The organism is Bacillus cereus group sp. TH152-1LC (assembly GCF_027710505.1).
Classification (GTDB): Bacteria; Bacillota; Bacilli; order Bacillales; family Bacillaceae_G; genus Bacillus_A; species Bacillus_A mobilis.
The window spans coordinates 57,449-83,105 of sequence record NZ_JAQFNK010000003.1 but is presented as its reverse complement, the minus strand read 5'-3'; the positions used below and the strand labels follow the sequence as shown (position 1 = coordinate 83,105).

The following is a 25,657-nucleotide window of genomic DNA, read 5'->3' as shown; positions in this document are numbered from 1 at the left end:
TAGTACGTTTTATGGTACAATTGGTGGAAGTGAGTTCTTTATAGAAGAGTTACTTAATTTGAGACCGTAAGAGTTTCAATTATAAATAAGTCTATTTATTAGACACATTAGCACTTACCTCCTATTTTACATATTTAGGAGGTAACGTGTTGCTTATTAAAAAAAGAGATAAATACACAATGTAGAGAGGGTTTAGTGAAATGAAGTTGCATACACTTTTATCATGTTTGCATGATTTTCCAGTTGTTCCAAAAGAAAATCCAGAAATCACATCTATAGAAGCTGATTCACGTAAAGTGAAAGAGGGAAGCTTATTTGTATGTATGAAAGGATATACGGTTGATAGCCATGATTTTGCTAAGCAAGCAGCGGCACAAGGAGCGGCTGCTATTGTTGCGGAAAGACCAATTGATGTTGACGTTCCAGTTGTACTTGTGAAAAACACTTTTCGTTCGTTAGCGGTTTTAGCTGATTATTTTTATGGTCAACCAACACACAAGTTACATTTAATCGGAATTACAGGTACAAATGGAAAGACAACAACATCGCATATTATGGATGAGATTATGCGCGCACATGGTCATAAAACGGGGTTAATTGGAACAATTAATATGAAAATCGGTGATGAAACATTTGAGGTGAAAAATACAACACCAGATGCACTAACACTTCAACATACATTTTCAAAAATGGTTGAGCACGGTGTAGATAGTACAGTAATGGAAGTTTCGTCACATGCTTTAGATCTTGGTCGTGTACACGGATGTGATTACGATGTAGCAGTATTTACAAATTTAACACAGGATCATTTAGACTATCACAAAACGATGGACGAATATAAACATGCAAAAGGGTTGCTATTTGCACAACTTGGCAATAGTTATAATCATAATCGTGAAAAGTACGCGGTATTGAATAACGATGATGCTGTAACTGCGGAATATATGAGAAGTACTGCGGCAACTGTTGTAACATATGGAATTGATACAACAAGTGATATTATGGCCAAAGATATCGTTATGACGAGTGGTGGAACTACATTTACGCTTGTAACACCGTATGAAAGTGTAAATGTTACGATGAAATTGATTGGGAAATTTAATGTATATAACGTACTAGCGGCAACAGCGGCAGGACTTGTTTCTGGTGTAAGTTTAGAAACGGTTATTGATGTGATAAAGCAACTAGCTGGAGTTCCAGGACGTTTTGAAGTAGTTGATGGTGGACAAAATTATACAGTTATTGTTGATTATGCACATACACCAGATAGCTTAGAGAATGTATTAAAAACAGCAAAACAGTTTGCAAAAGGCGATGTATATTGTATCGTCGGTTGTGGCGGAGATAGAGATCGAACAAAGAGACCAATCATGGCAAGTGTTGCAACAGAATATGCAACTCATGCAATTTATACTTCAGATAACCCAAGAAGTGAAGAGCCAGGGGCTATTTTAGATGATATGGTGCAGGGTGCAAATGGGAATAATTATGAAGTAATCATTGATAGAAAAGAAGCGATATACCATGCAATTGCTAACGCGAAAGCTGAAGATATTATCATTATTGCTGGTAAGGGTCATGAAACGTATCAAATTATTGGTAAAGACGTTCATCATTTTGACGATCGTGAAGTCGCTAAAGAAGCAATTACAGAGCGTTTAAACAACGAAGAGTAACAACGTGAGAGGAGGACTACATGTGCTTGAGCAAGGTTTATTAGTAACGGCTGGGGTAGCATTCTTAATTTCTGTTGCCCTTTCGCCATTGTTTATTCCATTTTTAAGGAAATTAAAGTTCGGACAGAGTATTCGTGATGAGGGACCAAAGTCACATCAAAAAAAATCAGGGACACCAACAATGGGTGGTATTGTCATATATGTATCTATGATGGTAACTTCACTTATTATGGCAATTAAATTTAATCATTTAGGTGCAGAGGTTTCTTTATTGTTATTAGTGACATTTGGCTACGGATTAATTGGATTTTTAGATGACTACATAAAGGTAGTTAAGAAGAGAAATCTTGGTTTAACATCAAAACAAAAATTAGTAGGTCAGCTTGTTATTGCTATTGCGTTCTTTTTAATTGGAAAAGGGCAAGCGTTCCACACATACATCATGATTCCGGGAACAGATGTTAAGTTTGAACTAGGTTGGGCGTATTTTGTACTTGTATTATTTATGCTTATTGGTGGATCAAATGCAGTTAACTTAACTGACGGTTTAGATGGTTTATTATCAGGAACAGCTGCTATTGCATTTGGAGCGTTTAGTATTATTGCAGTCGCACAAGAGCAATTTGGAGTAGCGATATTCTGTATGGCAGTTGTAGGAGCTGTACTTGGATTTTTAGTATTCAATGCAAATCCAGCGAAAGTGTTTATGGGAGATACAGGTTCTTTAGCTTTAGGTGGAGCCATTGCAGCTGTAGCGATTTTATTAAAACAAGAATTACTACTTGTAATCATTGGTGGAGTATTCGTAATGGAAACTTTATCTGTTATTATTCAGGTCATTTCGTTTAAAACAACAGGAAAACGTGTCTTTAAAATGAGTCCATTACACCATCATTATGAATTATGTGGTTGGTCAGAGTGGCGTGTTGTTGTGACGTTTTGGTCTGTAGGATTTTTATTAGCTGTGTTAGGAATTTATATCGGGGTGTGGATGTAATTGAAAACTGTAACTGAATTTCAAAATAAAAATATTCTTGTATTAGGCATTGCAAAAAGTGGTTATGCAGCTGCTACGCTGTTACAAAAATTAGGGGCAAATGTTATTGTAAATGACGGAAAGCCTTTAGCGGATAATGTACTTGCTGCAGAATTACAAGCAAAAGGAATGGACGTTGTATGCGGTGGTCATCCTTTAGAATTGTTAGAGAGAAATATTTCTCTTGTTGTAAAAAATCCAGGAATCCCGTATTCTAATCCAATATTAGTTGCTGCGAAAGAAAAGCAAATTCCGGTTGTTACGGAAGTTGAATTAGCATATCGTATTTCAGAAGCGCCATTTGTTGGGATTACGGGGTCTAACGGTAAAACGACGACGACAATGCTTGCATTTGAAATGCTAAAAGAAGGACAAAAGCATCCTATAATTGCAGGGAACATAGGAACTGTAGCGTGTGAAGTAGCACAGGATGCAAAAGAAAATGAAGTTGTAGTTACAGAACTTTCATCGTTCCAACTGATGGGAGTAGAATTGTTCCAACCTAAAATTGCTGCGTTTTTAAATTTATTCGAGGCCCACTTAGATTATCACGGGACGAAGAAGGAATATGGTTTAGCAAAAGCAAATATTTTTAAAAACCAAACAGAAAATGATTATAGTGTAATAAATGCAGATGATGCAGATGTGATGGCTTTATCTGCTTATAGTAAAGGGCAAAAAGTACTATTCTCGACAACGAAAGAAATTGAAGATGGTGCGTGTATAAAAGAGAATGCTCTTTATTTTAAAGGTGAAAAAGTTGTTGAAGTAGTTGATATCGTTTTACCTGGTCAACATAATTTAGAAAATATCTTAGCAGCGATGAGTATCGCGAAATTATTGGGTGTTTCTAATGAAGCGATTACGGGGGTGTTAAAACGTTTTACAGGTGTAAAACATCGTTTAGAATATGTAACAACTATTAACAATCGTAAGGTTTATAATGACTCAAAAGCAACGAATATGTTAGCGACTGAGAAAGCTTTATCTGCGTTTACACAACCGATTGTGTTATTAGCAGGTGGGCTTGATCGTGGAAATGAATTCGATGATTTAATTCCGTATTTCAAAAATGTAAAAGCAATTGTGACATTTGGACAAACAGCTCCAAAATTAGTAAGAGCTGCAGAAAAAGCGGGATTAGATACAATTGAAAGTGTCGATACTTTAGATGAAGCTGTAGTGAAAGCTTATGCTCATTCTACAGATGGTGATGTAATTCTTCTTTCTCCAGCATGTGCAAGCTGGGATCAATTTAAAACATTTGAAGAAAGAGGAGACATTTTTATACAAGCTGTGCATAAACTTATATAAAGTAAATCAAAACATCAGTAGGCTAACACCTACTGATGTTTTGTTACATAGGGCAAAAGTTTCTGCCTAAAGAGGTGGTGTTTATGGGTAATGAAGAAAACGCCTGATTTTATTCTCATCATCGTTACACTTGCGTTGTTAACAATCGGAATGATTATGGTGTATAGTGCGAGTGCGGTTTGGGCCTCTTATAAAATGGGGGACTCATTCTTTTTTGCAAAAAGGCAATTGCTATTTGCAAGTCTAGGTGTAGTGGCTATGTTTTTTATTATGAAAATTGATTATTGGGTGTGGCGTACGTATTCAAAAGTAATTTTGCTAGTTTGCTTCATTCTTCTTATTCTTGTTCTTATTCCTGGAGTAGGACTTGTTCGAGGAGGAGCGCGAAGTTGGATTGGAATCGGGGCATTTTCCATTCAACCGTCAGAATTTATGAAGTTTGCGATGATTATTTTTTTAGCGAAATTTTTAGCGGAACGACAAAAATTAATTACCTCGTTTAAACGTGGTTTACTACCAGCACTAGGTTTTGTATTTCTTGCTTTTGGAATGATTATGTTACAGCCAGATCTTGGTACAGGAACGGTAATGGTTGGGACATGTATCATTATGATATTTGTCTCGGGAGCAAGAGTCTTTCACTTTGCAATGTTTGGTTTGCTTGGTGTAGCAGGATTTGTAGGGCTAATTGCATCAGCACCGTATCGAATGAAACGTATTACATCATATTTAGATCCGTGGTCAGATCCGCTTGGAAGTGGATTTCAAATTATTCAATCGTTACTCGCAATTGGACCTGGTGGATTATTCGGGCTCGGACTTGGACAAAGTAGACAAAAGTTTCTTTATTTACCTGAACCACAAACAGACTTTATATTTGCAATCTTATCTGAGGAATTAGGTTTTATTGGTGGTTCATTTGTGTTATTATTATTTAGTCTGTTATTATGGCGTGGGATTCGTATAGCTTTAGGAGCGCCAGATTTATATGGTACGTTTTTAGCAGTAGGTATTGTGGCGATGATTGCGATTCAAGTAATGATTAATGTTGGTGTTGTAACAGGATTGATGCCTGTTACGGGTATTACTTTGCCGTTTTTAAGTTATGGTGGATCAAGTTTGACATTAATGTTAATGGCAGTAGGTGTACTGTTAAATATAAGTCGCCATTCTCGCTACTAAACCCTGTTTTATAAGACAGGGTTTTTCGTATGTGTGCGAAGAAACATGATGTATATAAAAATAAATACGACTGAAATTAGAAAAGAGAAGCGGAGGAGTTAGTAGTGCGTGTATTAGTAAGTGGTGGGGGCACTGGAGGTCATATTTATCCGGCTCTTGCTTTAATAAGAGAAATAAAAAAATTAAATCCGGAAGCAAGGTTTTTATATATTGGTACGGAGAGTGGATTAGAGAGCACAATCGTGCCAAAAGCAGGTATACCGTTTCAATCTATTGTTATAAGTGGATTTAAGCGTAAAATATCATTAGATAATGTGAAAACGGTGATGCGTTTCCTAAAAGGTGTACAAGATAGTAAACGATATATTCGTCGTTTTAATCCGGATATTGTGATTGGAACGGGTGGATATGTATGTGGACCAGTTGTATATGCTGCGGCAAAATTAGGTATTCCAACTATTGTACATGAACAAAATAGTGTACCTGGTGTAACGAATAAATTTTTAAGCCGCTATGTTGATAAAGTTGCAGTTTGTTTTGAAGCGGCTGCAGAACATTTTCCACAGTCAAAAGTGGTAATGACAGGAAATCCACGAGCATCAGAAGTAATGGATCAGAATGGAATGAAAGGAAAACGTTCCGTAGGTTTATCTCTTCCTAAAAAGTCCGTACTTATTTTTGGTGGAAGTCGTGGGGCTAGACCGATTAACGATGCTTTCGTAGAGGCAATTGAACAGTTTGGAAATAAAAGTTACGAAATATTGTATGTAACCGGTGAAGTTCATTATGATAAAGTGATGGAAGCTGTGAAGCAAAAAGGGAACCCGAATAATGTTATTATTAAACCTTTCATTCATAATATGCCAGAGGTACTTACAGGTGTAGATCTTGTTGTTTCAAGAGCGGGAGCAACAACACTTGCAGAATTAACCGCGTTAGGTAAGCCAAGTGTGTTAATTCCGAGTCCTTACGTAACAAATAACCATCAGGAAAAGAATGCACGTTCTGTTGTCGATAAAGGAGCAGCAAAAATGTTGCTTGAAAAAGATTTAACAGCAGAAACGCTTATTCGTGATATTGATGAGATTTTATTAGATGCACAAACATTACAAAATATGAAGTTGGCTGCTGAACAATTAGGTATTCCAGATGCAGCAAATAAGCTGTATGAAGTAATGAATAAGCTTGTAAAAAAATAACGTTAGGTGAAAGCCCTGCATACTACTGTAATAAGGATACTTAGTATGGGGGAGATTGTTTATGGAGCAATTAGTAAATGAGCTTATAGAAGCAAATGTTGGTCGCGTGTTAGTGAATGAGGCGTTAGCGCGTTATACCACTATGAAAATAGGTGGACCAGCTGATATTTTAATTGTGCCAAAGCATGTTGCCGGTATTGAAAAAACGTTGCAGTTAGTAAAAAAATATAAAACAAAGTGGACTGTAATTGGTCGCGGTTCGAACCTTCTTGTATCTGACCTAGGTATAGAAGGTGTCGTTATTCGTTTAGGAGAAGGATTAGACCACTTAGAAGTCGAAAAACATAGAGTAAGAGTTGGTGGTGGGTATCCCCTTATTAAATTATCAACTTTACTTAGTCGTCAAGGATTATCCGGTCTGGAATTTGCCAGTGGTATTCCAGGAAGTGTTGGTGGTGCAGTGTATATGAATGCAGGAGCACATCAATCGGATATATCAAACATATTATCAAAAGCTCTTATTTTGTTTGAAAACGGAACAATTGATTGGTTAACGCATGAAGAAATGGAGTTTTCCTATCGTACGTCTGTATTGCAAACGAAACATCCTGGTATTGTTTTGGAAGCTGAGTTTCACTTGCAGGTAGGAGAGCGTGAGGGAATCGTAAGCGTCATGCAAAAGAATAAAGATTATCGTCGTGAAACACAACCGTGGAATCATCCTTGTGCAGGAAGTATATTTCGGAATCCAATCCCATACTTTGCAGGAAACTTAATAGAAAGGGCAGGGCTTCGTGGTTATCAAATAGGCGGAGCTCAAATTTCTGAAATGCATGGGAATTTTATTATTAATACTGGGGGAGCCAGTGCGCAAGATGTCTTATCTTTAATTGCATTCATAAAACAAACAATCAAGGATAAATTTGGTGTAGAAATGCATACAGAAGTAGAAATCATTGGAAGATAACGGTTATTCGTTCCGCTCATTATCATTTATGTTATAATAAGAAGATAAGAACGGCATGAGGAACATGCCGTTCTTTATGTTACGTAGGGGGATCGTACATGAAAAATAGTAAAGTGATTAAACTACAGGATCGTGTACCAAAGTTAAAAAATCAACAGAAGAAAAACAAGAAAAATGTTAATCATCGGTTGATTTTATACATATCAATTTTATTTTTATTAGTGCTCTTTTTAATTTACTTTCGGTCTCCACTAAGCAATATCAAAAAGATAAGTGTGTTTGGAAATCATTATATGACAGATGAACAAGTGATGAAGGAATCAGGTGTGACGTATGATACAAGTTATTTCCGAGTGACAGCACATAAAGCAGAAGAAAACCTAACGAAACGAAAAGAAATTAAAGCGGTAAATGTAAAAAAACGTTTTCCAAATAAAATTGATGTTCATATCGAAGAATATTTAACGATTGGTTATATAAACAAAGATGGGAAATTACAACCGTTATTAGAGAACGGGAAAACACTCGATGTACTTCCGAACGGAAAACTCCCTGTTGCAGCGCCAATTTTTGAACCTTTTAAAGAAGAGAAAATGAAGGAGTTAATTGCCGAGCTTGAAAAATTAACACCAACTATTTTAAGGTCTATTTCTGAAATTCGTTATTCACCAACGAATGCGAATGAAGATCATCTTACTTTATATATGAATGAAGGGTACGAAGTGAGCACTACGATTCAAAATTTCGCAAAGCGTATGGAAGCTTATCCGCTTATCTTAAAAACAATTGAGCCGGGGAAAAAGGTATTAATTGACTTAGAAGTAGGAGCGTATACGAAAGAATTAGGAGCGGAAGAAAAAAAAGAATAGAAAGATAGTTTTCACTACGTTATTGTAGAAAAAACGAAACGAACGTTCTACTTGATGCATCTGAATTTACAAGAATGGTTCATTTGATGAAAAAGATGTAAAAATTCTTAGATTCATACTAGGATTGGTACAAGTTTCACTTTTCTATGAGTACATCTTAGTGTAGACTTATACTTGGCGGTAATCTTTACACTTGAAATAGAATTATTTCAAGATAAGCAGTTATTCACAGTTTACTGCGATATTCTTAAATGAATGTTAAATAAAAATAAGAAAAATATAGGGTTAAAAAAGGGAAACGTATAAAGACGTTGAATATTTTTCTTATAAATAGTAAAGTTGCGATTGTTGTTCCATATATTGAGTTGTATGGTATAAATAAAGAAGGAGGTGCCAAAGAATGAACAGCAATGAAATATATGTTAGTCTTGACATCGGTACATCCAATGTTAAAGTCATCATTGGTGAAATGGTTAATGACAGCTTAAACATTATTGGTGTTGGAAATGTAAAATCAAATGGTTTAAAGAAGGGATCGATAGTTGATATAGACGAGACTGTTCGATCAATTAAAAAAGCAATTGAACAAGCTGAGCGCATGGTGGGAATCCACATTGAGCAAGTTGTAGTAGGTGTCAATGCAAACCAGGTACAGCTACTTCCTTGTCATGGAGTAGTCGCTGTTTCAAATGAAGATCGTGAAATCGGGAATGAAGATGTCTTACGCGTTCTAGATGCAGCACAAGTTGTGTCAATTGCTCCAGAACGTGAGTTTATTGATGTGGTACCTCGACAGTTCATCGTAGACGGTCTTGACGAGATTAACGATCCACGCGGGATGATCGGTGTAAGATTAGAAATGGAAGGTACACTTATAACAGGCTCGAGAACTTTACTACATAACCTACTTCGTTGTGTAGAAAAAGCAGGTCTTGAAATAGTTGATATTTGTCTTCAACCTTTAGCGGCTGCAACAGTTGCTATATCTTCAGATGAAAAACATAGAGGAGTAGCCCTTGTTGATATGGGGGGAGGATCTACAACTTTATCTATTTTTAAAGATGGAGAGTTACAAGCAACGAGCGTATTACCGTTAGGTGGAGAACATATAACGAAGGATATTGCGATTGGGTTGAAAACTTCAACAGAAAATGCAGATCAAATTAAGTTGAAATATGGACATGCTTTTTATGATACAGCATCTGAAGAAGAGATGTTTACGGTTCCTATTATGGGAAGCGATCAAACAGAACAATATTCTCAGTTGGAATTATCGGATATAATAGAGGCTCGTGTAGAGGAAATTTTAATGTTTGTTCAAGATGAAGTGCGTAAGTTAGGAGTAAAGCAAGTAGCTTCTGGTTATGTACTAACTGGTGGAATTGCTTCTATGCCGGGTGTTCTTGATCTTGCATATGATATTTTACATGAAAATGTTCGTATAGCGACTCCTGATTATATTGGTGTGCGTGAGCCCCAATATACAAGTGGAGTAGGATTAATTAAACATTCTTATCAAAAAGCTAAATTACGTGGAAAAAATGTGCAGGAAAAACAAGAACATTTTGAACCAGTACCAGCACCAGCACCAACGCCGGTACAACAGCAACCTGCAAAACAAAAAACTCGTAATCAAAACAATAATAATCAAAATGATGACCGTATGATGTCAAAAGTAAAACGTGTATTCCGTTATTTATGGGATTAAAATTGGACACGAAAAATGAGGTTCTAGGGGGATTTCGACATGTTAGAGTTTGATACTACTCAAGATCAATTAGCGAATATAAAAGTTATCGGTGTCGGCGGTGGCGGAAACAATGCTGTAAACCGTATGATTGAACACGGTGTACAAGGTGTAGACTTTATCGCTGTGAATACTGATGCACAAGCATTAAATCTATCAAAAGCTGAAACAAAAATGCAAATTGGTGGAAAATTAACACGTGGACTTGGTGCAGGTGCAAACCCTGAAGTAGGGAAAAAGGCTGCAGAAGAAAGTAAAGAACAGATCCAAGAAGCACTTCGTGGTGCAGATATGGTCTTCGTAACTGCTGGTATGGGCGGCGGAACTGGAACTGGTGCAGCTCCAGTTGTTGCTCAAGTTGCAAAAGAATTAGGTGCATTAACAGTTGGTGTTGTAACACGTCCATTTACATTTGAAGGACGCAAGCGTGCAACACAAGCAGCATCTGGTATTGCGGCATTTAAAGAAAATGTAGATACACTTATTGTAATTCCAAATGATCGTTTATTAGAGATTGTTGATAAAAATACGCCGATGTTAGAAGCATTCCGTGAAGCAGATAACGTATTACGCCAAGGTGTTCAAGGTATTTCTGATTTAATTGCAACACCAGGTTTAATTAACTTAGACTTCGCAGACGTAAAGACAATTATGTCTAATAGAGGTTCTGCTTTAATGGGTATTGGTTCTGGTAATGGAGAAAATCGTGCTGCTGAAGCTGCGAAAAAAGCGATTTCTAGTCCATTATTAGAAACATCTATTGACGGAGCTCAAGGTGTTATCATGAACATTACGGGTGGAGCTAACTTAAGCTTATATGAAGTACAAGAAGCGGCAGACATTGTAGCTTCAGCTTCAGATCCAGAAGTAAATATGATCTTCGGTTCTGTTATTAACGAAGGATTAAAAGATGATATCGTTGTAACTGTAATTGCAACTGGTTTTGATGATAGTGCTGCAACACAGCCACCAAAACCGATTATTCGTCCGACTGCGAATCACACGCAACAACAGCAAGTAGCTCAACCTTCAAAACAACGTGAAGTTAAGCGTGAAATGAAACGTGAAGAGCCGGTTGTGCATGAGCGTCATACAGATTCAGATGACATCGATATTCCAGCATTCTTACGTAACCGTCGTAGACGATAAAAGAAAAGGAGCTTTTATGCTCCTTTTTTGTTTTATACAGGAAAAAGATCTGCTAAGCAGGTCTTTTTTTATTTTATATATTTCGATTTGTCCGGCTGCTCGTAAAAGCCCGATTTGTGAGGATTGTAAAGTTTCACTTTATATGTAAGCAAACAAGTATAGTATTCTATGAAATGTATACTTTTATTTTTTACCGACAGATTCTGTCTAGAAAGCACAAAATAACAAAAAAACACCTCCGCAAATTGACACACTTTCCTATTGGATATGCATTATACTAGTCTCAACTCAAAAAAAGAGGTGAATTGTTTGGTTGTTTACGCCGACGTTGTTTGGTTGTTAAACGCCTGCATTGATTTTCTTTTACTTTTATTAACAGCTACCGTGCTAAAAAAGAAGATCAAAAGATGGAGGCTTGTGTTAGGGGCATTTATAGGTTCAACCATTGTTATTTTTGCCTTTACTCCTTTTGCTTCTATGATGACACATCCAATTATGAAACTACTGTACTCGTTACTAATTGTGTATACAGCATTTGGGTTTACAACGTTTAGAAATTATGCACAAACTGTTTTTACTTTTTACTTTGTAACCTTTATGGTTGGCGGAGGGTTAATTGGCACTCATTTCTTTTTGCAAACGAATGAAATGGTAAATGGATTGGTTCAATCTCAATCCATTTCTTATGGTGACCCAATTAGCTGGTTGTTTGTTGTTTTTGGTTTTCCAGTAATTTATTATTTTTCTAAAAAGCGTATTGAAAGCGTAGAGGTTACAAAAATACACTATGATCAAATTGTGAAATTGAAAATTCAATTAGCTGAAGAGGAACTAGAACTCGCAGGTTTAATTGATAGTGGGAACCAACTTTATGACCCGTTAACAAAAACACCCGTTATGATTATGCATATTTCATCATTAGAACATTGCTTGCCAGCGTGGTTAACAGAACAAATTTATTCCAAAACAGAGATTCCTCAAATACCAGAGAATGATTCTGGGTGGGCGACAAAATTAAGATTAATTCCTTTCCGAGCAGTAGGAGTAGAGAGTCAATTTTTATGGGCCGTTAAGCCAGACAGTGTGCAAATTGATTATGAAGGTAGTTCTATTGTAGTTAGCAAAGTATTGATTGGATTAAATACACAACAGTTGTCAACCAATGGAGAGTATCAATGTATTGTGCATCCGAAAATGTTAATTTCGCAAAAAGTAGTAATTGCTTAATAATGGGAGGCGGGATAATATGATGAAATTAAAATTTTATTTAGTATACCTTTGGTATAAAGTATTGTTGAAATTAGGAATTAAGACCGATGAAATTTATTATATTGGTGGAAGTGAAGCGTTGCCACCACCGTTAACGAAAGAAGAAGAGGAAGTTCTTTTGAATAAATTGCCAAAAGGAGATCAGGCAGCAAGATCGTTACTGATTGAACGTAACTTACGGCTAGTTGTATATATAGCAAGAAAGTTTGAAAATACAGGGATAAATATTGAAGATTTGATTAGTATTGGAACAATCGGCCTTATTAAAGCGGTTAATACATTTAATCCAGAAAAGAAAATAAAATTAGCAACATATGCCTCACGTTGTATAGAAAATGAAATTTTAATGCATTTGCGCCGGAATAATAAAAACCGATCAGAAGTTTCTTTTGATGAACCGCTTAACATCGATTGGGACGGAAATGAACTTTTATTATCGGATGTATTAGGTACAGATGATGATATTATTACAAAAGATTTAGAAGCTACTGTAGATCGTCATCTTCTAATGAAAGCATTGCATCAATTAAATGATCGTGAAAAACAAATTATGGAACTCCGGTTTGGGCTTGCTGGAGAAGAGGAAAAGACGCAAAAAGATGTGGCGGATATGCTTGGAATTTCACAGTCATACATTTCACGTTTAGAAAAAAGAATCATAAAAAGATTACGAAAAGAATTTAATAAAATGGTGTAAAGAAGAAGACCAGCCGTTATCTAGGCTGGTCTTCTTCTCTTTCGTTGTATGAGAAGAGACAACGAAAATGAAAAATGAAGAGAAAACCGCATGCATAAAATCCCCTTCAAAGGAAATACTTTACACTGTACAGCAACTCCCGATAGGAGGGAACACTTTGACGAGAAACAAAGTAGAAATTTGCGGTGTTGATACAGCTAAACTTCCCGTACTAAAAAATGATGAAATGCGTAAATTATTTCGTGAAATGCAAAGTGGAGAGATAAGCGCAAGAGAGAAATTAGTGAATGGAAACTTACGTCTTGTACTGAGCGTCATCCAAAGATTTAATAACAGAGGAGAATATGTTGACGATTTATTTCAAGTTGGTTGCATCGGACTTATGAAATCCATTGATAATTTTGATTTAGGCCAAAATGTAAAATTTTCAACGTATGCTGTGCCGATGATTATTGGGGAAATACGCAGATATTTGCGTGATAACAATCCGATTCGCGTATCTCGATCATTACGAGATATTGCGTATAAAGCGTTACAAGTAAGAGAAAAATTAATTGCAGAAAATTCAAAAGAACCTACAGCAATGGATATTGCAAAAGTGCTTGAAGTGACTCATGAAGAAATTGTTTTTGCTTTAGATGCGATTCAAGACCCAGTTTCATTATTTGAGCCGATTTATAACGATGGGGGAGATCCTATTTTTGTTATGGATCAGCTAAGTGATGAAAAACAAAAGGACGAGCAGTGGGTTGAAGAGTTAGCCTTGAAAGAAGGGATGAAGCGTTTAAATGACCGTGAGAAAATGATTATTCGAAAACGTTTCTTCCAAGGAAAAACACAAATGGAAGTTGCAGAAGAAATTGGGATTTCTCAAGCGCAAGTGTCACGTTTAGAGAAATCGGCTATTAAACAAATGAATAAGACGATTCAAGGATAAGGTTTCACCATTTATGGTGAAACCTTTTTATATGTAATATAGTTTGTCTTCGCTCATAGTAGGGAAGTTGTGTTCATATAATGAAAATTATATGGGATTAGTAGAGGGTGCTTCCTGTAAATTTGAGAAATAGTGTTTTTTCAATTCGTCATATATAAGGGAGAGGATGCAAATGATCAGAATTTCGGAGTTGCAGATGAAAGAGATAATAAATGTTTCAGATGGAAAAAGGCTTGGGAATATTGGAGATATCGAAATTGATATGAACACAGGGAAGATCGGGTCTATTATTATTTCCAAACAGGCACGTATGTTAGGGATTTTTGGGAAAGATGTAGAAATTGTAATTCCTTGGAAGGAAATTGTGAAAATTGGGGAAGATGTCATACTTGTTAGAGTAAATCCTGTTAATTCTGTAACAGAATCAATACAAACACCGACAATTTCATAAAGAATATTACAAATTCCTCTTTTTTTTCTGTTGGGATTATGAAAAAATAAAAGTATGGTAAAATAGACAGGAAGTACCATGCTTTTTTATGATATTTTAATTAAAAAGGGGTCGCTTTGTTATGAGAGAACCATTTAAATATGTGGACGGTATACTGTATTTACAAGCGTGGAAAGAACTTGGAAACATTACTGCTGGATTTACGACAAAAGATGGTGGGGTAAGTACGGGCTCCTTTCATGCGATGAATTTAGGATTACATGTGAATGATATCGTGGAGAACGTTCATGAAAACAGACGCATTTTAGCAAATAAGTTACAAAAACCATTAGAAAACTGGATTTGCTCTGAACAAGTTCATGATCATCATGTTGAAAAAGTAGGACAACAAGAAAAAGGAAGTGGCGTCTATTCATATGAAGACGGCATTTCAAAAACAGATGGCATTTATACGACTAACAATGATGTTCTTCTAACATCTTGTTACGCAGATTGTGTTCCACTCTATTTTTATGCGCCATCACATGGTATGATAGGACTTGCGCATGCTGGATGGAAAGGGACTGTAAAAGAGATTGCAAAGGAAATGATTCAAAAATGGAATGCAGAAGGCATTTCAAGCGATGAAATTCATGTTGCAATCGGACCAGCAATTGGATCTTGTTGTTACGTTGTTGATGATAGAGTGTTAACAGCAGCAGAGCAAGTAGTAAACGGTTCTGTCCCTTATAAAAAAGTTTCTGATGGGCAGTACGCAATTAATTTAAAAGAAATTAATCGTATATTATGTGTACAAGCAGGCATAAAAGAAGAGAATATTGTAATGTCATCTCTTTGTACAAGCTGTGAAGAGCAACTATTTTTCTCTCATCGCCGTGATCAAGGTAAGACAGGGAGAATGTTGAGTTTCATAGGTTTTAAGGAGGAAGAAAGCAAGTGACAGTACAAAAAAAATTAACAACTGTAAACGAAGCAATTAAACAATCTTGCGTACGAGCGGGACGTTCGTTGCAAGATATTAAACTTGTTGCAGTTACAAAAACGGTAGGAATTGAAAAGACAAACGAAGTAATTGAAGCTGGAATTATCGATTTAGGTGAAAATAGAAATGAAGGTTTCTTACAGAAGTACGAACATTTCGGTTCGAAAGTGAATTGGCATTTTATTGGATCATTACAAACGAGAAAAGTAAAAGAAATCATTAATGAAATTGATTATTTACATTCGTTAGATCGTTTTTCACTTGCAAAAGAAATTCAAAAACGTGCTGATAAGAAAGTGAAATGTTTTATTCAAGTGAAAACATCATCTGAAGAATCAAAGCAAGGATTGGCAGTAGAAGAAACTATTTCTTTTATTCAAAGTTTGCAAGAACTGGATAAGATTGAAGTGGTTGGACTAATGACAATGGCTCCGTTTACAGGAGAAGAGGAAGAAATCAGACGCTGTTTTAAGGAGTTACGTAAGCTGCAAACAGAGGTGCAGGAGCTAGAATTATTACATGCGCCATGTAGAGAGTTATCAATGGGAATGTCTAATGATTACACGATTGCAATTGAAGAAGGTGCTACATATATTCGTTTGGGGACGATTTTAGTAGGAAAAGCGTAAAAGGAAGGAGAATCTTATTATGAGTTGGTCAAAAGTAAAATACTTCTTTTTTGATACACCGGAAGAAAAAGAAGCAGCTCAATATAGTTATGAAAAGGAGCAAACAGACATGAAGAAGCAGCAAGATCCGCCAGAACAACAAGATGTTACGTTTCCAAAAGCGCAACCGAAACAAAATGTTGTGAGCATTGAAACGGCAAAGCAATCTTCAAAAGTTGTTTTATTAGAACCACGCACATATTCAGAAGCGCAAGGGATTGCGGACCATTTAAAAGGTAGACGAGCTGTTGTAATTAATTTACAACGAATGTCTACTGATCAAGCTGTACGTATCGTTGACTTTTTAAGTGGTACTGTATACGCTATAGGCGGGGACATTCAAAAAATAGGACCGAAAACATTTATGTGTACCCCTGAAAATGTAGATATTGTTGGTGCAATTTCAGAGTTATTCGGTGAAGAAGAAGACACAAATATAAAGAGGTGGTAATACGCCATGGTAACAGTTTTAAACGTTTTAATTACTGCTATCGAGATTTACTCGTGGGCACTTATTATTTACATTCTCCTATCATGGTTCCCAGGTGCAAAGGAATCAACTTTTGGAGATATTCTTGCGCGTATTTGTGAACCGTATTTAGAGCCATTTCGCAGATTTATCCCGCCGCTTGGTATGATTGATATCTCTCCACTCGTTGCGATTTTTACATTAAAGCTTGCTACGAAGGGTTTAGTAAGTATATTCGGCTATTTCTTATAGTAAGAGGTTAAATACATGAGCATCTATGAACATTTCAGACCCGATGAAGAGGTCTTTGTGGATAAGGTGTTAGAGTGGAAGCGAGTAGCGGAGTACCATCAAGTGAAGTTAACAGACTTTCTTGATCCAAGACAACAACAAATTGTCACTATGGTGATAGGACAAGGGGATGTTGCTGTACAGTTTGATGGTGCAACGCCTCATGCGGAGCGTAAAAGAGCACTCATTTATCCGGACTATCTAGTAGTGAATGAAGAGGAATTTCAAGTAGAAGTATTGGAAATTGACTATCCTTCTAAGTTTTATACGCTAGAGCATAGGCAAATATTAGGTACATTTATGTCTCTCGGTTTAACGAGGGAAAAATGTGGTGATATTTTGCTTCAAGAAGATCGTGCCCAAATTGTAGTCGCAAAAGAAGTTCTATCTTATATTGAGATGAACTTACAATCTATAGGGAAAACGAAAGTTTCCTTATCACCAGTGCAAGGCGAAAAAATTCTACAGATGCAAGAAACGTGGGGAGAGAAATCTGGAACGGTTTCTTCACTTCGTTTAGATGTTATGTTAGCTGAAATGTTACATATATCCAGACAAAAAGTACAACCTTTCATAAAAAATGGTTTAGTGAAGGTTAATTGGAAAACAGTGGAGCAAACTTCTTATGAATGTTATCCAGGAGATGTTTTTTCAGTGAGAGGATATGGACGAAGTAAATTGTTTTCTGTAGAAGGTAGAACAAAGCGCGACAAATGGAGAATTTTGTATGGTATACTAAAATGATGGTTTTTTTAGAAGGAAACCCTCCTATTTTGTCGAAGAAAAGATATAATTGAAAGAGGAAATTTAGATAATTACTTGGAGGTGGCGTTGTGCCGTTAACACCATTAGATATTCATAACAAAGAATTTGGTCGCGGATTCCGTGGCTATGATGAAGATCAAGTAAATGAGTTTCTTGATCAAATTATCAAAGATTATGAATTAGTCATTCGTGAGAAAAAAGCTTTAGAAGAAAAAGTTGCGCAATTAGAAGGAAAGTTAGATCATTTCTCTAATATTGAAGATACGTTAAACAAATCGATCGTTGTTGCACAAGAAGCAGCGGAAGAAGTAAAACGTAATGCGCAAAAAGAAGCAAAATTAATCGTACGTGAAGCTGAAAAGAATGCAGACCGTATTATTAACGAAGCGTTAGTAAAATCAAGAAAAGTTGCTTTTGATATTGAAGAGCTAAAGAAACAAGCGAAAGTATTCCGCACTCGTTTCCGTATGTTACTAGAAACACAGCTTGAAATGTTAAACAACGATGATTGGGATAAACTAATTGAGTTAGAAGACGAAGTAGATGAACTGTTGAAAAAAGAAGAAACAGTGTAAGCTTGACGTTTTTCTCATTATTACATATAATTTTAAACAACATATTTATTAAGAAAAACGAAGATAGGGATAAGTACCTTTTCATACCTTATATAGCGAACTGAGGATGGTGTAAGCTCAGGATAAGGAGATAATGGGAATATCACCCTGGAGTTCCGCGCTGAACAAATAGAGTAAGCGTAGGCGTATATTCGCGTTAAGAATATAAAGAGGATTGTATACATATGTATAGGATCTACTAGGGTGGTACCGCGGGAGACTTTCTCGTCCCTTTTTGGGATGAGAAGGTCTCTTTTTTATTCCGTTTTTTAAGTGTTTCTTTTATACATGTAAGGAGGAATGGAGCATGGAGTACAAAAATACATTACTAATGCCAAAAACAGAGTTCCCAATGCGTGGGAATTTACCAAAACGTGAGCCTGCAATGCAAGAACAGTGGGCTGAAATGAATATTTATGAAAAGGTACAAGAACATACGAAAGGTCGTCCTTTATTTGTATTGCATGATGGACCTCCATATGCGAATGGTGACATTCATATGGGACATGCGTTAAATAAAGTGTTAAAAGACTTTATTGTTCGTTATAAATCAATGACTGGCTACTGTGTACCATATGTACCAGGTTGGGATACACACGGTTTACCAATTGAGCAAGCTTTAACAAATAAAGGTGTAAAGCGTAAAGAAATGACAGTTGCGGAGTTCCGTAAGTTATGTGCAGAGTATGCATATGAACAAGTAGAACGTCAACGTGAACAATTTAAGCGTTTAGGTGTACGTGCTGATTGGGATAACCCATACATTACTTTAGAGCCAGCTTATGAAGCGCAACAAATTAAAGTGTTTGGTGATATGGCGAAAAAAGGTTATATCTATAAAGGGCAAAAACCAGTTTACTGGTCTCCAACGAGTGAATCAGCTTTAGCAGAAGCTGAAATTGAATATCAAGATAAAAAATCAGCATCTATTTACGTAGCATTCCCTGTAAAAGACGGAAAGAACGTATTAGAAGGTGATGAGAAATTCATTATCTGGACAACAACACCTTGGACGTTACCTGCAAACTTAGGTATTTCTGTTCACCCAGAACTTGAATACGCTATTGTAAAAGTAAATGATGAAAAATATATTATTGCTTCTGAACTATTTGAGACAGTTGCAAAAACGTTAGAGTGGGAAAATACTGAAGTTGTGAAAACGGTAAAAGGTAGCGAACTTGAGTATACAGTTGCAAAACATCCATTCTACGATCGTGATTCATTAGTTATGCTAGGAGATCACGTAACAACAGATGCAGGTACAGGTTGTGTTCATACAGCACCAGGACACGGGGAAGATGACTTCGTTGTTGGTAAAAAGTATGGATTAGAAGTACTTTGTCCAGTTGATGATAAAGGTGTATTAACAAATGAAGCACCTGGATTTGAAGGCTTATTCTATGATAAAGCTAACAAGCCAATTACAGAGAAATTAGAAGAAGTAGGCGCGTTACTGAAATTAACATTCATTACGCATTCATACCCACATGATTGGAGAACGAAAAAACCAATTATTTTCCGTGCGACAGCACAGTGGTTTGCATCTATTGAAGCGTTCCGTAAAGAATTATTAGAAGCTGTTGCGGAAACAAAATGGGTACCAGCATGGGGAGAAACTCGTCTTCATAATATGGTTCGTGACCGTGGTGACTGGTGTATTTCTCGTCAACGTGCATGGGGTGTGCCAATCCCTGTATTCTATGCAGAGAATGGCGATCCAATTATTACAGATGAAACAATTAACCATGTAGCAGATTTATTCCGTGAGCACGGTTCTAACGTATGGTTCGAGCGTGAAGCGAAAGATCTATTACCAGAAGGATTTACACATACAGGTAGCCCGAATGGTGAATTCCGTAAAGAAACAGACATCATGGATGTATGGTTCGATTCAGGTTCTTCTCACCAAGCGGTATTAGAAGAGCGCGATGACTTACAACGTCCAGCTGATTTATATTTAGAAGGATCTGACCAGTACCGTGGTTGGTTTAACTCTTCATTATCAACAGCAGTTGCTGTAACAGGTAAAGCTCCATATAAAGGCGTACTAAGCCATGGTTTCGTATTAGATGGTGAAGGACGTAAAATGAGTAAGTCGATTGGAAACATCGTCGTACCGAAGAAAATTATGGATCAATTAGGCGGAGACATTTTACGCTTATGGGTATCTTCTGTTGACTATCAATCTGATGTACGTATTTCAGATGATATTTTAAAACAAGTAGCAGAAGTGTATCGTAAAATCCGTAATACATTCCGTTTCTTATTAGGAAACTTAGATGACTTTAAGCCAAGTGAAAATACAGTAGCTGTAGCTGAACTTCGTGAAGTAGATCGTTACATGTTAGTGAAATTAAATGACTTAATTACAAAAGTAAAAGAAGCATATGAAACATACGACTTCGCTGCTGTATATCATGCAATTCATAACTTCTGTACAATTGATTTAAGTTCATTCTACTTAGACTTTGCAAAAGATATTTTATATATTGAGGGTGCAAACCATGAAGATCGTCGTGCAATTCAAACTGTATTATATGATGTTCTTGTTGCGTTGACGAAACTTGTAACACCAATCTTACCGCATACGGCTGATGAAGTATGGCCATACGTTCCAGGTGTAACAGAAGAAAGTGTACAATTAACTGATATGCCAGAAGCTGTACAATTAGATGGTGCGGAAGAATTAAAAACAAAATGGGATGCATTTATGACATTGCGTGATGACGTATTAAAGGCGTTAGAAGTAGCTCGTAATGAAAAAGTAATCGGTAAGTCATTAAATGCAAGCATTACGCTATATCCAACTGCAGAAATGAAAGCTATGTTAGAGTCTATTAGCGAAGACTTAAAGCAATTATTCATCGTCTCTGAGTATAAACTTGGTGGCATGATGGAAGAAGCGCCAGCAGATGCGCCGAAGTATGAGCATACAGCGGTTGTTGTTGCTCAAGCAACTGGTGAAACATGTGAACGTTGTTGGGTAGTTTCAGAAACAATTGGTAAAGATGCGGAACATGAAACATTATGTGAGCGTTGTGCAACAGTTGTTAAAGAAAACTATGTAAAATAATAAAAAAACTGACTGTGCCTAAGTGCAGTCAGTTTTTTTATTGACGATATATTGAAATAACTTTCACTCTCTTTCCTATGAAGGAAAAATGTGTGTGAGGTAAGCATAGAAATTTCGGACACACTAATCGTACATTGCAGCTGGGAGGAATGTACACGTGAATGAAATGTATATGGAAATCAAAGAAGAATTGCAATTGATGCGAAAAGAGTTACAAGAGAGGCTAGCTAAAGAGGTCATGCACAAATATGATACAGAGTTTAGCGAAGAGCTTGGATATGAAATAAAGGAAAAGATAAAGAAAAAACTGTTATTACATGATATAAAAGAGGATTTAAAAGATGTAGAACGTGCATTATTTAAAATGGAAATAGATATGTATGGTATTTGTGAAGAAACAGGGAGGATAATTTCGGTAAAACAAATGAAGACGATGCCGACTGCCCGTACTATACATGAATTTTTCTATGAAAAAGTAAATGTATGAATGTGCACAACGATATTATATTACCTTTTTTTAATTTATTTTATTCTTCTATAAAGGTTCATTGTGAAAAGGTTGCAGCTATGCTAAAATTTTGAGGTACACTGTCTTTGTGGGGGAAATGAAAATGATATATTATGTAATAGCGTTATTTGTCATTGCCATCGATCAAATATCGAAATGGCTAATTGTAAAGAACATGGAATTGGGTACGAGCATTCCGATTATCGATAATGTATTATACATAACATCACATCGAAATAGAGGAGCTGCCTGGGGCATTTTAGAAAATAAAATGTGGTTTTTCTACATTATTACAGTTGTCTTTGTAGTATTTATCGTAATGTATATGAAAAAATACGCAAAAACAGACAAGCTTCTAGGAATTTCATTAGGTCTAATTTTAGGCGGAGCAATTGGTAACTTTATTGATCGTGTATTTAGACAAGAAGTAGTGGATTTCATTCACGTGTATATTTTTTCGTACAACTACCCAGTATTTAATATAGCTGATTCAGCATTATGTATTGGTGTTGTATTAATTATTATTCAAACATTATTAGAAGGCAAGAAAACGAAGGAGTAATTGAATGAGTGAAGTAGTACAAGTAACAGTTGCAGAAGAACAAAAAAGCGAGCGAATTGATAAATTCGTTGCAGAAATAAACAGTGAATGGTCACGTTCACAAGTACAACAATGGATTAAAGATGATGTTGTTACAGTTAATGGAAAGTCGGTAAAAGTGAATTATAAAGTTAGAGAAAACGATGAAATTACAGTAACGATTCCTGATCCAGAAGAGTTAGATATTCAAGCAGAAGATATGAACTTAGAAATTTATTATGAAGATGCAGATGTACTCGTTGTTAATAAGCCGCGTGGTATGGTTGTACATCCAGCACCAGGTCATACAAGTGGTACGCTTGTGAACGGTCTTATGCACCACTGTACAGACTTATCAGGCATTAACGGTGTGATGCGTCCAGGTATCGTGCATCGTATTGATAAAGATACATCAGGCCTATTAATGGTTGCTAAAAATGATGTGGCGCATGAATCACTTGTAAATCAACTTGTAGCAAAAACAGTAACAAGACGTTACAAAGCGATCGTACACGGTGTGATTCCGCATGATAAAGGAACTATCGATGCGCCAATTGGTCGCGATAAGAAAGAGCGTCAAAGCATGACAGTTGATGAAAATGGTAAGAATGCTGTTACGCACTTCCAAGTGTTAGAACGCTTTAAAGATTTTACACTTGTAGAATGTCGCTTAGAAACGGGACGTACGCACCAAATTCGTGTTCATATGAAATATATTGGTTATCCACTTGCTGGAGATCCAAAGTATGGTCCGAAGAAAACATTAGACATGAATGGACAAGCACTTCACGCAGGTATTTTAGGATTTGACCACCCTCGTACTGGTGAATATATTCAGTTTGAGGCACCGATTCCAGAAGTGTTCGAAGAAACATTAAATGTTTTACGAAAATAGTATTGACAAATCATAAGAAAACTGAGATACTGACAACAGTTAAATAATGATCCTTTAACACAGCCCCGTGAGGTTGAGAAGGTAACGGTTTGAAATACATAGGGTATGCTGTACCCTTTTTTCAAAAGTCCTCTCGCACACGTTGAGAGGACTTTTTTTATACCATTACTCTCACGCAAGAAAAAAAGCTTGGAGGTGTAGAGCATGCAAGAGAAAGCTGTCGTTTTAGATGACCAAATGATTCGCCGCGCTTTAACACGAATTAGTCATGAAATCGTGGAACGAAATAAAGGTGTCGATAATTGTGTTCTTGTCGGAATCAAAACTCGTGGAATTTTTATTGCACAACGTTTGGCAGAACGAATTGGTCAAATTGAAGGAAAAGAAATGGAAGTTGGAGAGCTAGATATTACGTTATATCGTGATGATCTAACACTACAATCGAAAAACGAAGAACCACTTGTAAAAGGTTCTGATATCCCTGTAGATATTACGAAGAAAAAAGTAATCCTTGTGGATGATGTATTATATACAGGAAGAACAGTTCGAGCAGCAATGGATGCTCTTATGGATTTAGGTAGACCATCACAAATCCAACTGGCGGTTCTTGTTGATAGAGGTCATCGTGAACTACCAATTCGCGCTGATTATGTAGGAAAGAACATTCCAACATCAAGTGAAGAGCGTATCGAAGTTGATTTGCAAGAGACAGATCAACAAGATCGAGTAAGCATATACGATAAGTAAAGCCCTTTTAAATGTAGTCCTGTGAGGCTGCCAAAGGGTCTTGGCTTTCATATGTCAAATTTGGCATACGAAAGTGTAGGACTCTTTGTGCACAGGCACAAAGAGTTTTTTTATTGCAAAGAATTAAACTGAAGGAGGATGTAACAATGGAACAAAAGCCAGTGTTAGACGTTAATGAAGTACCGAAACCGGGAAAATGGTTATTTTTAAGTATACAACATTTGTTCGCGATGTTTGGATCAACAGTGCTGGTTCCGTTTTTAACAGGATTGAATCCGTCAGTAGCATTAATATCAAGTGGATTAGGAACGCTAGCGTTTCTTCTTATAACGAAAGGTCAAGTACCTGCCTATCTAGGATCATCATTCGCCTTTATCGCACCGATAATAACAGCGAAAACAGCAGGTGGACCTGGAGCAGCAATGCTCGGTGGTTTGTTAGCAGGACTTGTGTACATCTTAATTTCACTCGGGATTAAGAAGTCAGGATCAGAGTGGATTATGAAATTACTTCCGCCAATCGTAGTTGGTCCAGTAGTAATGGTAATCGGTCTAGCTTTAGCACATACAGCAGTTAACATGGCGATGAACGGTGCGGATGGCAAATATAGCTTTACACACTTTTCAGTAGCGTTAGTAACATTAGCAATTACAATTATCTGCTCTATATTCGGAAGAGGGTTTTTCAGTATCATACCAGTGTTACTGGGCATTATCGGCGGATATATCTTCGCTTACTTCCAAGGGCTAGTAGACTTAAAGCCGATAGCTGAGGCAAAATGGTTTGTTGTACCAGATTTCACAGTACCATTTGTAACATATACTCCGGAGTTTTCGTGGAAGATTGTACTCTTGATGGTACCAGTTGCACTAGTAACAATTTCAGAGCATATCGGACATCAAATTGTACTTGGAAATGTTATTAAAAGAGATTTAATTGAAAAACCAGGTTTACACCGTTCAATCTTCGGTGATGGAGTAGCAACATTAATCGCATCACTTATCGGTGGACCACCGAATACAACGTATGGTGAAAACATTGGTGTGCTAGCAATTACGAGAGCATACAGTGTATACTTATTCATCGGGTCAGCAGTGTTCGCAATCATGTTCGGGTTTATCGGTAAGATTTCTGCACTGATTCATTCGATCCCAACACCGGTTATGGGTGGTGTATCAATCTTACTATTCGGTGTAATCGCATCAAGCGGATTACGCATGATGGTAGATGATAAAACAGACCTAAGTGACAAACGAAACTTAATGATTGCATCAGTAATACTAGTAATCGGTATTGGTGGAGCGGTACTTCACGTAGGAGAATCGTTCCAAGTAGAAGGAATGGCACTAGCAGCAATTGTAGGTGTACTATTAAATCTACTACTACCAGAAACGAAACAAATAACACAATCTAAGCAGATTGCTTCATAATAATAACCTTTTAATTCAGTCCTGTGAGACCGGAAAGGGTGGCTTCTTTCTTGCACCCTAGTCTCACACGACTAGGGTATTTTTATACAAAGATTGTTATAAAAATACAAAAGTGGTAACATAAAAATCAGAAAGATGAGGG

25 protein-coding genes and 1 other annotated feature are annotated in these 25,657 nt (G+C 36.6%); all 25 genes read left to right on the top strand.

The genetic code is table 11. The features are described from left to right. Nucleotides 1-200: 200 nt before the first annotated feature. The 25 genes from murE to uraA all read left to right on the top strand — a co-directional run bounded on the left by murE (nt 201) and on the right by uraA (nt 25,515). Nucleotides 201-1,676 (top strand): UDP-N-acetylmuramoyl-L-alanyl-D-glutamate--2,6-diaminopimelate ligase, encoded by a 1,476-nt coding sequence (murE, locus tag PDL00_RS10080; RefSeq protein WP_270728902.1) that lies wholly within the window; start codon nt 201-203, stop codon nt 1,674-1,676. Nucleotides 1,677-1,698: 22 nt separating this feature from the next. Further along, on the top strand, nt 1,699-2,673 hold the full coding sequence (gene mraY / locus PDL00_RS10075; protein WP_000893058.1) for a phospho-N-acetylmuramoyl-pentapeptide-transferase: 975 nt from the start codon (nt 1,699-1,701) through the stop codon (nt 2,671-2,673). Continuing rightward, on the top strand, nt 2,674-4,026 hold the full coding sequence (gene murD / locus PDL00_RS10070) for a UDP-N-acetylmuramoyl-L-alanine--D-glutamate ligase (protein ID WP_270728900.1): 1,353 nt from the start codon (nt 2,674-2,676) through the stop codon (nt 4,024-4,026). A gap of 90 nt (nt 4,027-4,116) precedes the next feature. Then, nucleotides 4,117-5,208 (top strand): stage V sporulation protein E, encoded by a 1,092-nt coding sequence (gene spoVE / locus PDL00_RS10065; protein WP_000753515.1) that lies wholly within the window; start codon nt 4,117-4,119, stop codon nt 5,206-5,208. Nucleotides 5,209-5,312: 104 nt separating this feature from the next. Beyond that, the gene (murG, locus tag PDL00_RS10060) at nt 5,313-6,407 is read left to right on the top strand and encodes an undecaprenyldiphospho-muramoylpentapeptide beta-N-acetylglucosaminyltransferase (protein WP_001265423.1); all 1,095 of its coding nucleotides are present in this window, start codon (nt 5,313-5,315) and stop codon (nt 6,405-6,407) included. Nucleotides 6,408-6,468: 61 nt separating this feature from the next. Beyond that, a complete protein-coding gene (gene murB / locus PDL00_RS10055; RefSeq protein ID WP_270728897.1) occupies nt 6,469-7,374 on the top strand; it encodes a UDP-N-acetylmuramate dehydrogenase in 906 nt (301 codons plus the stop codon). Nucleotides 7,375-7,472: 98 nt separating this feature from the next. Beyond that, nucleotides 7,473-8,243 (top strand): cell division protein DivIB, encoded by a 771-nt coding sequence (gene divIB, locus PDL00_RS10050; RefSeq protein WP_000798232.1) that lies wholly within the window; start codon nt 7,473-7,475, stop codon nt 8,241-8,243. 400 nt (nt 8,244-8,643) lie between these two features. Then, a complete protein-coding gene (gene ftsA / locus PDL00_RS10045; RefSeq protein WP_242252998.1) occupies nt 8,644-9,951 on the top strand; it encodes a cell division protein FtsA in 1,308 nt (435 codons plus the stop codon). A gap of 39 nt (nt 9,952-9,990) precedes the next feature. Continuing rightward, nucleotides 9,991-11,139: a cell division protein FtsZ gene (gene ftsZ, locus PDL00_RS10040; protein WP_097816879.1), complete on the top strand. Its 1,149-nt coding sequence runs from the start codon at nt 9,991-9,993 to the stop codon at nt 11,137-11,139. A gap of 309 nt (nt 11,140-11,448) precedes the next feature. Beyond that, the gene (gene spoIIGA / locus PDL00_RS10035) at nt 11,449-12,366 is read left to right on the top strand and encodes a sigma-E processing peptidase SpoIIGA (RefSeq protein WP_061678244.1); all 918 of its coding nucleotides are present in this window, start codon (nt 11,449-11,451) and stop codon (nt 12,364-12,366) included. 19 nt (nt 12,367-12,385) lie between these two features. Beyond that, on the top strand, nt 12,386-13,105 hold the full coding sequence (sigE, locus tag PDL00_RS10030; RefSeq protein ID WP_000976947.1) for an RNA polymerase sporulation sigma factor SigE: 720 nt from the start codon (nt 12,386-12,388) through the stop codon (nt 13,103-13,105). 157 nt (nt 13,106-13,262) lie between these two features. Beyond that, complete coding sequence (sigG, locus tag PDL00_RS10025) at nt 13,263-14,042, top strand: RNA polymerase sporulation sigma factor SigG (RefSeq protein ID WP_000197753.1); 780 nt, start codon at nt 13,263-13,265, stop codon at nt 14,040-14,042. A 172-nt stretch (nt 14,043-14,214) separates the two neighbouring features. Next, nucleotides 14,215-14,493: a YlmC/YmxH family sporulation protein gene (locus tag PDL00_RS10020; protein ID WP_142285755.1), complete on the top strand. Its 279-nt coding sequence runs from the start codon at nt 14,215-14,217 to the stop codon at nt 14,491-14,493. A gap of 121 nt (nt 14,494-14,614) precedes the next feature. Beyond that, on the top strand, nt 14,615-15,433 hold the full coding sequence (gene pgeF / locus PDL00_RS10015) for a peptidoglycan editing factor PgeF (protein ID WP_242253005.1): 819 nt from the start codon (nt 14,615-14,617) through the stop codon (nt 15,431-15,433). Continuing rightward, the gene (locus PDL00_RS10010; RefSeq protein WP_270728892.1) at nt 15,430-16,104 is read left to right on the top strand and encodes a YggS family pyridoxal phosphate-dependent enzyme; all 675 of its coding nucleotides are present in this window, start codon (nt 15,430-15,432) and stop codon (nt 16,102-16,104) included. The genes pgeF and PDL00_RS10010 overlap by 4 nt, the downstream gene beginning before the upstream one ends. 19 nt (nt 16,105-16,123) lie before the next feature. Next, nucleotides 16,124-16,594, top strand: coding sequence for a cell division protein SepF (locus PDL00_RS10005; RefSeq protein WP_000119136.1), 471 nt, complete (start codon nt 16,124-16,126; stop codon nt 16,592-16,594). A 6-nt stretch (nt 16,595-16,600) separates the two neighbouring features. Beyond that, on the top strand, nt 16,601-16,864 hold the full coding sequence (locus PDL00_RS10000; RefSeq protein WP_097816876.1) for a YggT family protein: 264 nt from the start codon (nt 16,601-16,603) through the stop codon (nt 16,862-16,864). 15 nt (nt 16,865-16,879) lie between these two features. Then, nucleotides 16,880-17,647, top strand: a complete 768-nt coding sequence (locus PDL00_RS09995) for a YlmH family RNA-binding protein (protein ID WP_242253009.1) — start codon at nt 16,880-16,882, stop codon at nt 17,645-17,647. Between the two features lie 89 nt (nt 17,648-17,736). Beyond that, nucleotides 17,737-18,243 (top strand): septum site-determining protein DivIVA, encoded by a 507-nt coding sequence (gene divIVA / locus PDL00_RS09990; RefSeq protein ID WP_001131611.1) that lies wholly within the window; start codon nt 17,737-17,739, stop codon nt 18,241-18,243. Nucleotides 18,244-18,294: 51 nt separating this feature from the next. Then, nucleotides 18,295-18,518: a binding site (T-box leader), on the top strand. Nucleotides 18,519-18,589: 71 nt separating this feature from the next. Beyond that, on the top strand, nt 18,590-21,355 hold the full coding sequence (gene ileS2 / locus PDL00_RS09985; protein WP_270728888.1) for an isoleucine--tRNA ligase: 2,766 nt from the start codon (nt 18,590-18,592) through the stop codon (nt 21,353-21,355). A 157-nt stretch (nt 21,356-21,512) separates the two neighbouring features. Further along, complete coding sequence (locus tag PDL00_RS09980; RefSeq protein WP_270728886.1) at nt 21,513-21,842, top strand: TraR/DksA family transcriptional regulator; 330 nt, start codon at nt 21,513-21,515, stop codon at nt 21,840-21,842. Between the two features lie 124 nt (nt 21,843-21,966). Then, a complete protein-coding gene (gene lspA, locus PDL00_RS09975) occupies nt 21,967-22,425 on the top strand; it encodes a lipoprotein signal peptidase LspA (protein WP_001980603.1) in 459 nt (152 codons plus the stop codon). A 4-nt stretch (nt 22,426-22,429) separates the two neighbouring features. Beyond that, nucleotides 22,430-23,338 (top strand): RluA family pseudouridine synthase, encoded by a 909-nt coding sequence (locus tag PDL00_RS09970; RefSeq protein WP_242253013.1) that lies wholly within the window; start codon nt 22,430-22,432, stop codon nt 23,336-23,338. Between the two features lie 204 nt (nt 23,339-23,542). Next, on the top strand, nt 23,543-24,085 hold the full coding sequence (gene pyrR / locus PDL00_RS09965; protein WP_001156490.1) for a bifunctional pyrimidine operon transcriptional regulator/uracil phosphoribosyltransferase: 543 nt from the start codon (nt 23,543-23,545) through the stop codon (nt 24,083-24,085). A gap of 146 nt (nt 24,086-24,231) precedes the next feature. Further along, nucleotides 24,232-25,515 carry a uracil permease gene (uraA, locus tag PDL00_RS09960; protein WP_097816872.1) on the top strand — a complete coding sequence of 428 codons (1,284 nt, stop codon included), beginning with the start codon at nt 24,232-24,234 and terminating at the stop codon, nt 25,513-25,515. Nucleotides 25,516-25,657: the final 142 nt, after the last annotated feature.

Bases quoted from the DNA above. Each gene is read 5' to 3' on its own strand.
- lspA (WP_001980603.1), top strand. From the start codon at position 21,967: ATGATATATTATGTAATAGCGTTATTTGTCATTGCCATCGATCAAATA.
- divIB (WP_000798232.1), top strand. From the start codon at position 7,473: ATGAAAAATAGTAAAGTGATTAAACTACAGGATCGTGTACCAAAGTTA.
- spoVE (WP_000753515.1), top strand. From the start codon at position 4,117: ATGAAGAAAACGCCTGATTTTATTCTCATCATCGTTACACTTGCGTTG.
- PDL00_RS10020 (WP_142285755.1), top strand. From the start codon at position 14,215: ATGATCAGAATTTCGGAGTTGCAGATGAAAGAGATAATAAATGTTTCA.
- uraA (WP_097816872.1), top strand. From the start codon at position 24,232: ATGGAACAAAAGCCAGTGTTAGACGTTAATGAAGTACCGAAACCGGGA.
- PDL00_RS09995 (WP_242253009.1), top strand. From the start codon at position 16,880: ATGAGCATCTATGAACATTTCAGACCCGATGAAGAGGTCTTTGTGGAT.
- ftsZ (WP_097816879.1), top strand. From the start codon at position 9,991: ATGTTAGAGTTTGATACTACTCAAGATCAATTAGCGAATATAAAAGTT.
- pyrR (WP_001156490.1), top strand. From the start codon at position 23,543: ATGCAAGAGAAAGCTGTCGTTTTAGATGACCAAATGATTCGCCGCGCT.
- PDL00_RS10000 (WP_097816876.1), top strand. From the start codon at position 16,601: ATGGTAACAGTTTTAAACGTTTTAATTACTGCTATCGAGATTTACTCG.
- murE (WP_270728902.1), top strand. From the start codon at position 201: ATGAAGTTGCATACACTTTTATCATGTTTGCATGATTTTCCAGTTGTT.
- murB (WP_270728897.1), top strand. From the start codon at position 6,469: ATGGAGCAATTAGTAAATGAGCTTATAGAAGCAAATGTTGGTCGCGTG.
- ileS2 (WP_270728888.1), top strand. From the start codon at position 18,590: ATGGAGTACAAAAATACATTACTAATGCCAAAAACAGAGTTCCCAATG.
- PDL00_RS10005 (WP_000119136.1), top strand. From the start codon at position 16,124: ATGAGTTGGTCAAAAGTAAAATACTTCTTTTTTGATACACCGGAAGAA.
- PDL00_RS09970 (WP_242253013.1), top strand. From the start codon at position 22,430: ATGAGTGAAGTAGTACAAGTAACAGTTGCAGAAGAACAAAAAAGCGAG.
- sigE (WP_000976947.1), top strand. From the start codon at position 12,386: ATGATGAAATTAAAATTTTATTTAGTATACCTTTGGTATAAAGTATTG.
- pgeF (WP_242253005.1), top strand. From the start codon at position 14,615: ATGAGAGAACCATTTAAATATGTGGACGGTATACTGTATTTACAAGCG.
- ftsA (WP_242252998.1), top strand. From the start codon at position 8,644: ATGAACAGCAATGAAATATATGTTAGTCTTGACATCGGTACATCCAAT.